This is a genomic window from Thermoplasmata archaeon (assembly GCA_015063285.1).
Taxonomy (GTDB): domain Archaea; phylum Thermoplasmatota; class Thermoplasmata; order Methanomassiliicoccales; family Methanomethylophilaceae; genus Methanoprimaticola.
The window spans coordinates 25,943-36,883 of the sequence record SUST01000013.1 but is presented as its reverse complement, the minus strand read 5'-3'; the positions used below and the strand labels follow the sequence as shown (position 1 = coordinate 36,883).

General features: G+C 51.4%; 8 protein-coding genes. 4 read left to right on the top strand and 4 right to left on the bottom strand.

Annotation, left to right across the window (positions count from 1 at the left end):
• Nucleotides 1-135: 135 nt before the first annotated feature.
• Entirely contained in the window at nt 136-879 is a 744-nt protein-coding gene (gpmA, locus tag E7Z62_07260; protein MBE6522901.1) for a 2,3-diphosphoglycerate-dependent phosphoglycerate mutase, read from the bottom strand.
• Between the two features lie 158 nt (nt 880-1,037).
• Between gpmA and E7Z62_07255 the strand changes: the two genes are divergently transcribed.
• From E7Z62_07255 to E7Z62_07240, 4 genes are read left to right on the top strand one after another with little or no spacing between them, the layout of a single operon-like run.
• Nucleotides 1,038-2,252 carry a fructose 1,6-bisphosphatase gene (locus tag E7Z62_07255; protein MBE6522900.1) on the top strand — a complete coding sequence of 405 codons (1,215 nt, stop codon included), beginning with the start codon at nt 1,038-1,040 and terminating at the stop codon, nt 2,250-2,252.
• 5 nt (nt 2,253-2,257) lie between these two features.
• The gene (gene tpiA, locus E7Z62_07250) at nt 2,258-2,932 is read left to right on the top strand and encodes a triose-phosphate isomerase (protein MBE6522899.1); all 675 of its coding nucleotides are present in this window, start codon (nt 2,258-2,260) and stop codon (nt 2,930-2,932) included.
• A gap of 47 nt (nt 2,933-2,979) precedes the next feature.
• Nucleotides 2,980-5,016: a hypothetical protein gene (locus E7Z62_07245; protein ID MBE6522898.1), complete on the top strand. Its 2,037-nt coding sequence runs from the start codon at nt 2,980-2,982 to the stop codon at nt 5,014-5,016.
• Entirely contained in the window at nt 5,013-5,468 is a 456-nt protein-coding gene (locus tag E7Z62_07240; protein ID MBE6522897.1) for a GNAT family N-acetyltransferase, read from the top strand. Before E7Z62_07245 ends, E7Z62_07240 begins: the two co-directional genes overlap by 4 nt.
• Here the strand turns inward: E7Z62_07240 and E7Z62_07235 are convergent.
• The 3 genes from E7Z62_07235 to E7Z62_07225 form a co-directional block, all read right to left on the bottom strand.
• Nucleotides 5,449-7,389: a hypothetical protein gene (locus E7Z62_07235; GenBank protein ID MBE6522896.1), complete on the bottom strand. Its 1,941-nt coding sequence runs from the start codon at nt 7,387-7,389 to the stop codon at nt 5,449-5,451. The genes E7Z62_07240 and E7Z62_07235 overlap by 20 nt on opposite strands.
• Before the next feature lie 127 nt (nt 7,390-7,516).
• Nucleotides 7,517-9,034 (bottom strand): AAA family ATPase, encoded by a 1,518-nt coding sequence (locus E7Z62_07230; GenBank protein MBE6522895.1) that lies wholly within the window; start codon nt 9,032-9,034, stop codon nt 7,517-7,519.
• 5 nt (nt 9,035-9,039) lie between these two features.
• Nucleotides 9,040-10,758 (bottom strand): DNA primase, encoded by a 1,719-nt coding sequence (locus tag E7Z62_07225; GenBank protein ID MBE6522894.1) that lies wholly within the window; start codon nt 10,756-10,758, stop codon nt 9,040-9,042.
• Nucleotides 10,759-10,941 lie beyond the last annotated feature (183 nt).

Genomic DNA, 10,941 nt, shown 5'->3' with positions numbered 1-10,941 from the left:
GCGATTCCGCCCATGTTCCTGATATCCTGGACCCATCCGCTGATGGTCACGGTACCGTCGCCTACGGCGATGTTGCTGGAATCCTTGAATGCTGTCATAATGTTCAACCCGATTGATTCCTCGTTTATATTGTATTCACTTCTTCTTCGCCTGGTTGGCGACCGCGTTCATCTTAGCGTTGACGGCGTCCTGATCCCCCAAATACCTCTTAGAGATAACGTTGAAATCCTTGTCGAACTCATAGACCAGGGGAACACCGGTAGGTATGTTGACCCCCACGATTTCCTCGTCGGATATGTTCTCGAAGTACTTCACCAGTGCGCGCAGGGAATTCCCGTGTGCAGCGATGATTATCCTGTCTCCGGCCAACATCCTCGGCCTGATAACGTCATTGAAGAAAGGTACCGCCCTTGCCACGGTATCCTTGAGACTCTCGGTCAGAGGCAGATTCTCCTTGGGGATCCCCCTGTACTGCTCCTGCAGAGCTGGATTCCTCTCGTCATCCTCTGCCAGTGTGGGCGGAGGAATATCGTATGATCTGCGCCACTTCTTGACCTGGTCCTCGCCGTATTTCTCTGCGGTCTCGGCCTTGTTGAGTCCCTGGAGGGCCCCGTAGTGCCTCTCGTTGAGTTTCCAGGATTTGATGACCGGAAGCCATTCACGATCCATCTGATCGAGTGCGATGTTCAAAGTGTGGATAGCACGCTTCAGGTATGATGTATAGCATACATCGAAATCGAAGCCTTCGTCCTTCAGGAGCTTTCCAGCAGATTTGGCCTCCTCCCTTCCGGTATCGGAGAGATCGACATCAGTCCAGCCGGTGAATAGGTTCTTCTTATTCCAGTCGCTCTCTCCGTGGCGGAGGAGAACGAGGGTCATGTTTCCTGTCATATGGTGGGCCATCTCCCGCTACGTTATAACGCTTTTTCGGTCGGAAGCGTATGATGGCCCCGGTGTGCTCGTACATATGTGCCATGAAGACTCCTATAATTTTAATAGAAGTCAGCATATCAACATTCCAATACAGGTTGTTTATCATGTCTGCAGAAAAAGTCACAGTTTCCATCATCAAGGCCGATGTGGGATCAGTCGTTGGACACGCAAGGCCCCACCCCTCGATGCTCGATGCTGCAAGGAACGTCCTCAAGGACGCTCAGAAAGCAGGAACAATAGAGGATTTCTACGTCACCCGTGTCGGTGATGACATCAACCTCTACATGACACACTACAAGGGAGAGAACAACAAGGATGTTCACGGAGCCGCATGGGAGTGCTTCCAGCAGGCTACCAAGATTGCCAAGAAGATGAAGCTCTACGCAGCTGGACAGGACATCCTCACTGATGCATTCTCCGGAAACGTCAAGGGAGCAGGACCCGGTTCTGCCGAGATGACCTTTGAGGAGAGGGGATCCGAGCCTCTTCTGTTCTTCATGGCAGATAAGACAGAGCCCTCCGCATACACACTCCCGCTCACAAGGATCTTCATGGACCCCTTCACAACCACCGGACTTGTCATCGACAAGAGGGCAAAGCAGGGATTCGACTTCGAGATCCAGGACGTCATGGCCAACAAGAAGGTCGTTATGTCCGCTCCCGAGGAGTCCTGGAGCATCCTGTCCCTTCTCGGAGACACCTCCAGATACGCCATCAAGAGAGTCAACTCAAGGGCCGGAATCGGTCCCGCAGCTGTCGTTTCCACCGACAAGCTCAACATGACAGCCGGAAGGTATGTCGGAAAGGACGACCCTGTCTGCATCTGCAGATGCCAGAGCGGTCTCCCCTCCGTCGGAGAGTACACACAGCCCTTCCTCAACAGCACCATGCTCGTTGCAGGATGGATGAGGGGATCGCACATCGGTGCATTCTACCCCTGCTCCCCAGAGGACTCCGACCCCACGTACTACGACGGACCACCAAGAGTCTGCTGTCTCGGATTCCAGCTCAACAACGGAAAGCTCCAGGGACTCGAGCCCTACGGAGCAAAGAACGGAGAGCACATCCCCGTGGACTTCTTTGGAACCTCTACCTTCGATGAGGCACGCAGGAACGCCATCAGGGCAAGCAAGTTCATGAGATCCCAGGGACCCTTCGTCCCCTCGATCCTCGGAGCGGAGGAGATGGAATACACCTCCAGGCCCGATGTCCTCAAGGAGCTGACAAGCAGGTTCGTCTCTCTCGACGAGAAGGCCGCGACCAAGAAAGCTCCTGCCAAGAAGACTGCTTCCAAGAAGAAGAAAGTCGAAGTCGAGTGAATCAAATGAGTGCAAAGGATCCCGTCGTCATAGTGAACTTCAAGGTTTACTCAGAGGTCGAGAGTGTAAAGAGCCTCAATCTGGCAGAGAAATGCCAAATTGTGGCTGAGGAGACCGGTGCGAACATCATCGTCTGCCCTCCGATGGTAGAACTATCGTATGTGGCCGACCAGATCGAAATCCCCGTCTACTCCCAGAACGTCGACCCCCGCAAACCTGGTTCCGGAACGGGATTCACCACCCCTTCGCTCGTCAAAGCAGCAGGTGCCTCAGGCACACTGATAAACCATTCGGAACACAAGCAGCCCGCAGAAGATGTGGGCACTTGTGTCCAGATGTGCAAGGACTTGGGATTGACCACATGCGTCTGCGCGGATACTGTGGACATCGCCAAGGACCTTGCCGTATTCTCCCCCTATTACATCGCAGTCGAGCCTCCAGAGCTCATCGGAGGCGACATATCGGTCACTTCAGCGAATCCTTCGATAGTCACCAACACAGTCGAGACCGTCAAGGGTGTGAACAAAGAGATCAAGGTCCTGTGCGGTGCAGGAGTCAAGAACGGCGGCGATGTCAAAGCGGCCGTAGACCTCGGAGCAGAAGGCGTTCTTTTGGCCTCAGGTGTAGTCAAAGCGGCTGATCCAGAGGCTGTTATCAGAGACCTGATCAAGTTCATCTAAATCGTGCTGGCCAAACCATTTTATCGCTAGTTTTTCATAGCGTGGGCATGAAGAAATTACTGACCGCGATTCTTATTCTGGCGTTATCCTTCACCGTTTGTTCCATCGCAATTGAAAACGATGGAGCAAGCGGAGATGTTGTCCTGTATGAAATCAAATCAGCAGGTACGGACGAAGGGTTCACCCTTTACAACTCCGGAAGCTCCGCAGTTGATTTGAAGAACTATTCGCTGACCGACAACGAAGGTAAACTGGTCTTCGAGGAAACCATAATGTTGGATTCCAAAGAGACCATCACAATTGTGAAAGCAGATGATACCAAGGACTCTTATTTCATCAACCACGCTGATTCCTATTACCTGTACGGAGAGAAAGGAATCAAGGCAAGCAGTAATTTCTCTTTGAACGACAAAGGCGATGATCTATTCCTCAAGAAAGGAGAAACGATCATCGATGCTTTCTTCTTCGGTAATGTCACCGTCTCTGAAGGTACAGAATGGGTCGGCGAACCTTATCCTTCGATGTCCAAGAAATCCAATGATTTCGCCGTTAGAAGTGATTTCTCCACATCATCTGCAAAATCGTACTACCGCTGGGGAGTAATGCCCAATTACTTCGATCCCGACCTACAATACGATGCCAAAGTCACCCCGTTCCTGTTCCCCAACAGTGGGGGCATACCTGTATTCGAGACACTCGAGAAGGCCGAGAAGAACGTCTACATCACGATGTATGAGCTCACCAACACCAATCTTTACGGATTGCTGAAGGAACTCCAAGATAAAGGTGTAAAGGTAACGATACTGCTCGAAAAGAGCCCCCTAGGCTACAGCACTTTGGCATCGGATGCCAAGAAGATGAAAGCGGTCATCGATGCGGGAGGAGAGGTAAGGTTCATCGGCGGAGATCTGTCCAGATACACTTACGTGCATGCAAAATACTGTATAGTGGACGAGAAGACGGTCATCGTGACCTCAGAGAATTGGGTCACGGACAATCTGAACGGTAAGGTCGTAAAGAATGCTGAGGATGGTAAGGGCAATCGCGGATGGGGTGCCATAGTTGAGAGCAAAGAGTATGCATCCTATATGCTGAATGTATTCAACAACGACTATTCCATGCAGTACGGAGACGTCATCACATTCGAGGCGTTCCTCCCCAACGTCGAAGCTGCAACGGTCTACTACGAAAAACCGAGGGACACGTACCCCACCGTTACATATACGGCCAAGGTAACGCCTGTGATGTCACCTACCAGTTCTTTGTATGCAACTAACTATTACATAGACAAAGCATCAACCAGAGTCTATTCTCAGCAACAGAGCCTTACCAGCTCCTATTTGGACTTCGATAAGGAATCACCCATGAAACATTTAGCAGACCAGGCTTCGAAAGGTGTTGATACGAAGTTCATTCTCAACTCCGCTGTCGATGCAGACGAAGCGAAGAAGGCGGTGGCGCAGATCAACATGACCTCCAAGATCAAGGCTGCAGCGATGTCCAAGCCTTACGTTCACAACAAAGGAGTGATATCGGACAATACAACCCTGGTCAGTTCAGTTAACTGGACAACAACATCCTTTACCGACAACAGGGAGATGTGTGTGGTCATAGCATCAAAAGATGTGGCTGACTTCTACGCTGCCGAATATACCATAGATTTCGATAAGAACTACATCTATTCCGGATTGGATGTGACCCTCACAGAGGTCAAGGATCACTATGATTCCGCTGGAGAAATAACAGCATTGGCCAATGTAGAACAGACGGGAACCTTCACTTATGAGTGGGATCTTGACGGTACGGTCAAAACAACTTCAGTACCTCGCACTGTCTTCAATGTCAACGACGGAACACACGTGCTGAAGGTCAAGGTAACCGATTCCGAAGGCAACCAGGGAATGGATTCCAAGAAGTTCACTGTAGGAAAAGACGATCCCGGGTCGGGAGACAGCTTCTTTGACAAGATCAAACCGTATCTGGCACCCATCGCTATCGTCCTGCTTGCAATAATAGCCGCCATATTCAAACTGTCTACCGGCGGCAAGAAAAAGAAGAAAGGAAAGAAGGGCAAGAAGAGATGATCATCTATAGGAACATGAAGCCTGAGGACATGGTATCCGTCTATGCCCTCATGAACTCAAATCTGGATGGAACGTTCTCACTGGACGTCATCCAGTACTTCATGTCCTTCTGGCCGGAAGGCCAGTATGTCGCCGTCGACCTCTTCGGTAACCTGGTAGGCGCTTTGTGCGGGACAAGGCTTAACAACGGCAGAGCATCCATTGCCCTGTTCGCTGTAGACTCCAAATACAGGGGACAGGGCATTGGGAGCAAACTCTTCGATACTTTCAGAACGAAATGCTACATGTCAGGCTACACAGAGATGCAGCTCGAACTCCGTACGGACAATTCATCGGCATACAAGTTCTACACTAAACGCGGATTCACCATCACTGAGAAGGTCTTCGACCTATACGGTCCGGGCGAGAACGGCTACAGGATGGTGGCTAGAATCAGTCACGCTTCATCGTGAACAGAGCGTAGAGAGTAACTGCGAATACGGCCACGATAGCCGCTATCAGAGCATAATCGAAAGTAGACATGCCTGAATCCTTGGAATCATCAGGGAGTTCTGGCCTCTCAGTTGTGTAGGACAATAGGTAGAATTTCTGGTGCTTTCCTGCTGCGAAATCGATCTGAGAATCGTATTCTGCTGTGGTAAGGATATCGAACCCTTCTGTCTGAGGATCCTGGACATAGATAGCGTTGCAAACCAGCGGATCCACATTCATATGGATGTTAACGGTGCATTTATCCAAGATATTGCTGTCGATACCTCTGATATCAAGCCTCAGTTCCTTATCGAAATCTCCGGATCCAGAAGATCCTGTGAGTGCGATCACGAACTGGTTACCGCTGATCTTGGAACCATCGGTTGATATGACGACAGTGGCCTTTCCTTCTCCAAGTGTCGCCGTGATGCTCTCTATGGCATCCTCATCCTGCAAGCTTATCACAACGGCGTCCCTTTGAGACATGACCTTGATGGAGTCGGTAGAGCTCGAATAATAGACGAAGTCCGCTAGATATCCGATACCTTCGAGTTCACCGTTGACTTCAGATGAAGACCTGCACTGGATGACCGAGTTATTGACCATCTTTCCCTCGATATTGAGTGTTCCGCAAAGGACTATGTCCTCCACATTATACATGGTTGCTCCCTTCGGGACCGTGAATACTGCGTCCGTCTGTATGTAGAACCTGGTGTTGAGCGAGAGGATGGATCCCGCAGACAGTGTACTTGATGATATGGAAGGCCAGACACCGTCATCTGCATAGACCTTGGAAGATTCATTGTTCAGATTAAACGAATCCATGACTGAACTTGCGTAGGGATTCTGCCCTATCTTGTAATTGTTGAAGTGATAGGCCGATGTCCTGCGCTCATTAAGGAAGGCCGTATCGTTGTAAACGGTAACATCGGGGGCATCGATGACCACCATGTGAGTGGGAACACTGGCCAGTGTATCGCCGTTGCACAACATCTTGGGCATATTGATGATCCCTGCACCTATGATGCAGTTCTTGACAGTAACCATGCTTCCGATACGGACGTTTACGTCGCCGCTCACATAGGATGTTGCCATGCCTGACATGATCCTGTTCGACGTGTGCTCGGTATTCGCACCAAGGCAGAGATAATCTATCTCTCCCGATACGAAATCATACTGGAGATATCCTATCTTGGAGGACACATTCGTCATATAGCCGATGTGTGCCCCTGTCAATGCGACATGTACATTGGAGTACTTTCCGTTCTCACCGGTCGTATACAGCCTGTTGACGGTCATTCCTTGGCCTATGTCAAGATATAAGGTGTTTACCGAAAGCATCTGTGAAGACGGATTGAACAGATCGACCGTTCCCGAAATGAAATCCAGATCCGCTGTGCGTATGGGTGTGGGAAGCGCCTCGTAAGATGTGGACATGTATTGCTTGATGCTGTTGGTTATTGACATCAATGAAAAGGATTGTATGCTCCCGCTGACCATGGTGAAATGAACATTTATGGCAGCGTTCATCGATGTTTTGCTATCGATAGAGAATAGAGTGAGTTTACCCACGGTAGCACCGTCGAAGACTATCTCCATGTTTTCCTTGGCCAGACTCATTTCGCGCACGGTCAGGTCCTTGCTCTTGACAGTCTTGGAGAACCATTGGGAAGGGTGGCTTTCAGTGACCTTGTAGTCGCCATATGCCTTGAATGTCATCACAGTATTGCCTTCTGAATCTGCAGTGATTATGACATCTGCGTCAGGATACAGTTCTTCGGGATGCGGTCCTTCTTCCACCACGGGCTTCTCCTTGGCTGCATCCATGGCGACAGCTGACATCGCTAAACACGACAGAATCAGCATCGATACGGCCAGAAGAACGAACCCGTTCCTACTCATTGATACAAAAATCTGGTCTATATATAAAGCGGTTTGTTGAAAATACTCAGTGAAATGATAAGCCAACGACGTGTATGGAAGAATGAAAGATGGCGGCAGGGCGAACCGTACCGCCGCAATTGTTTGTTCAGGAGAACATCGAATCGTCCAGATGCTCTGTCTCGAAGTAGTATCCGGAACGTTCTTTCTGAGCCGAGGATACGTCCTTGGAGAGACCTTTGTTGTAGGAACCGTAACGCTCCTTGATCTGCTCCTCGACGCTTCTCGATCTCCTGAGTGCACGATTGATGTGGTCGCCGGTTATGTACTTCGCACCTTCGAGGACGGCTATGTCTCCGGCAGACCTGATGAGTCCGCCCAGCTCCCTCAGTCTGAGAGTGAGGGAATTGTTCTGGTTGTCCAGTTTGGCGCGTCTCTTTCCTTCGGCGATGATCTTCTCGACAGCCTCGATGGTAGCATGCGGGATGTGTCCGTCGATCTGGACCTCCTGAGCCACGAACTGGGCGTACCTGGCGCGGTTGTGAGGGGTATCAGGCATTGCTATGTCCACCAGGACCTCGTATCCGTTTCCGACGATCCTTGACCTCAGCGGGGAGAGGATGTTCTCCAAGTCCTGTATGTTACAGGCCGCTACGAGGATGAAATCGCAAGGCACAGAATCCACCTTGACGCTTGCTCCGGCTGACTGGGGGTTCCTACCGGTGATGGGGAACACCTTGTCCTGCATAGCGGTAAGGATGTATCTCTGCAGGTCCTTGAGGTGTGAGATCTCATCGATGAATAGAACTCCTTCGTGAGCCTCGTGGATCGAACCTGCAACGATTCTCTCGTATGCGGGGGAACCGAGTTTCTCATGACCTCCGTAAGGATCGTGGCGGACATCTCCCAAGAGTTCTGTCTCGGATGCACCGGTGGCCAGAACGAATGGGTTCCTCCTGAGTTTCACAAGGACCTTCTCGTTGCTAGTGGTGCGGAGTTCGGCCCTCTTCTCGATGGCATCCTTATCCAGCATGCGGACCTTGTCGCCAGCACGCTCAAAGATGACCTGTTCGTCATTCCTTCCGCGTGTAGTGACCTTCTCTTTTCCGGCTGTGATCTCAGGCATAGGCATGTCCAACATGCCACCGAGGTTGCTTAGTAGATCCTGGAAGGGATTGCTCTTGTTCGCTGTCGCATCCAATTTGGTCTGGTTGCAATGGGGGCAGGAAAGGTCTGTAGGAAGCGAATAGCCTCCGCAGAACTTACACCTGTATCCCAAATGCTCGGCAACGGACGGAGGCGCCTGTTCAGGCGTCAGCAGAATGCCTATGGATGCTGATTTCATATCCTCCTCCTTGAGGACCTCTTCCGCACTGAGGACGGAAAGCAGAGGCCTCTCAGGATTCTCGGGATTCTTGACGACACGGACCTCCTGCGTAGGTGCAGGAAGGTTCATCGACAGTGCGCGTGCGATCATCGACTTACCGGTACCGGGAGGACCTACGAGCAGCAGATGCCTGCGCTGTTTGGCAGCGATCTTCGCCAGCTCGATGGCTTCCTCCTGACCGAGGACCCTGTCAAGAGGGTCCTTCGGCAGAAGGATCTCGGCGGTCGACTTCATTCCCTGGACGTCTTCCCAGGTCTCGACGTGTTTCTGTTTGGCCATGGTAATCAGACGAGATCTTCCTTAGTTAGTATGGTCACATCTGTGGGCATCTTGGAGATGTTTCCCTTACGGGTTCCGACAACGGTCTTGATTCCCTTCTCCGAGGATACATCGATGATCCTCTGGGAGATGACTCCATCGAAGACGATGGCTGCAACATCGTCGCCATCCTCTTTCAATGAGTTGACGAGGCTCTTGACAGCCACCTGCCTGATGACATTGTTATCAGCATCCAGCACAGTAGCGTTGTGTGTTGTTGAGAGTCCGAGGAGCATGTCACGGAATGCTTCTTGCTCAGGAGTCAGAACCTTATCAGTTATGAGCTTCTTCCCGCGGAGGGACCTTGCCTTTTTGGCTTCCTTAGGCTTCTCGACGGCTTCGGCCTCTTCTTCCTTTGGTTCTGCGGATGCTTCGAAATCTTCAGAGGCGTCCGTTACGGGTTCCTCTGCAGACTCCTCATCCTTCTTCCTCTTGGTGGATTTCCTGGGCCTCTCTTCTGCATCCTTCTTCCTCTTGGTGGATTTCCTGGGCCTCTCTTCCTCGGCAGGCACCTCGTGTTCCTCCTCAGGCTGCTCGATCGGGGTCTCCTGAGCTTCGATCTCAGGTTCATCGCGGTCGAGGAAGGTCTCCATCTCCCTCTCCTCTTTCTCTTCCCTCTCCTGGCGCTCCTCGCGCTTCTTCCTGTATTTGTCGAGGGCTTCGTTGTTGAATCTCTCCTTGCGGTGCTCGTCGCGGTCTCTGCGCTCCTCGCGCCTGTCCTCACGGTCGTGACGATCCTTCCTGTCACGCCTGTCACGCCTGTCCTCACGGTCGTGACGGTCCTTCCTGTCACGCCTGTAGTCTCCCTCAGGCTCGAAATTATCGAGTTCTTCGAATGACTTTTCTTCAAAGCTGAGGTTGTTCATCTCCATGTACTGGTCTCCGGGGACCTTGTTGCGAAGACACTTGACAATCTGCTTAGAGGATAATTCCTCGACCTCGTGTGCACGCGGGGCACGGGCGACGAAATCGACCTCTGCAACCTGGAAGAGCTCCCTGAGGATGAGCTCTCCTCCTCTGTCACCGTCGGTGAACGCCGTAACGACCCTCTCTTTGGAGAGTTCCTGGACAGTCTTGGGGATGTTGGTACCCTCTACTGCGATAGCATTCTTGATTCCTGCCTTCAGAAGGTTCAGAACATCTGACCTTCCTTCGACGATGATGATCGCCTCGGAATCCTTGACATTGGGTCCGGCGGGACATCTGTCAGGTCCGTAGGTGGTGATCTCCTCTACCTGAACGCTCTGCTTCACGCTGTTCATGAGGTTCGTGCTTGAGCCTTCGGACTGTTTCATGAGTTCATTGAGCAGCTCTTTTGCACGTTCAACAACCTTCTCTCTCTTTGTTACACGGACATCCTCGATTCCGAGAACGTGTACGGATGCCTTGCAGGGTCCGACGCGGTCAACAGTCTCAAGAGCGGATGCCAGAATTACTGTCTCGACCTGGTCGAGACTGGATGACATGTAGATTATTCCCTCGGATTTTCCGCCTTTGGTAACGGTCTCCACCTCGATTCTTCCGATCCTTCCGGATTTCTGCAGGTCTCTGAGGTCCAGTTCATCTCCAAGGAGTCCTTCAGTCTGTCCAAAGATTGCACCGACTACATCCGGTCTGTCAATGACTCCATCGGCTGTAATCTTCGCTTTTACCATGTATTTTGTTGCATTGGGATCAATGTTCATTTGCACCCTCCAGGGTGTTTATGAGAGAATCCTCTGATCCCTGCTCTGCATCCCTAACCGCAACCGCCGTCTGGCAGTGCGCCCATATTTAACCAAACCGTGGATTTTCGTATGTCGGGTCGGTCGCTCCGTTGCCCGAATCCTTAGTTTTCGCCCCACAGGGCGAGTGATGATCGTGATATT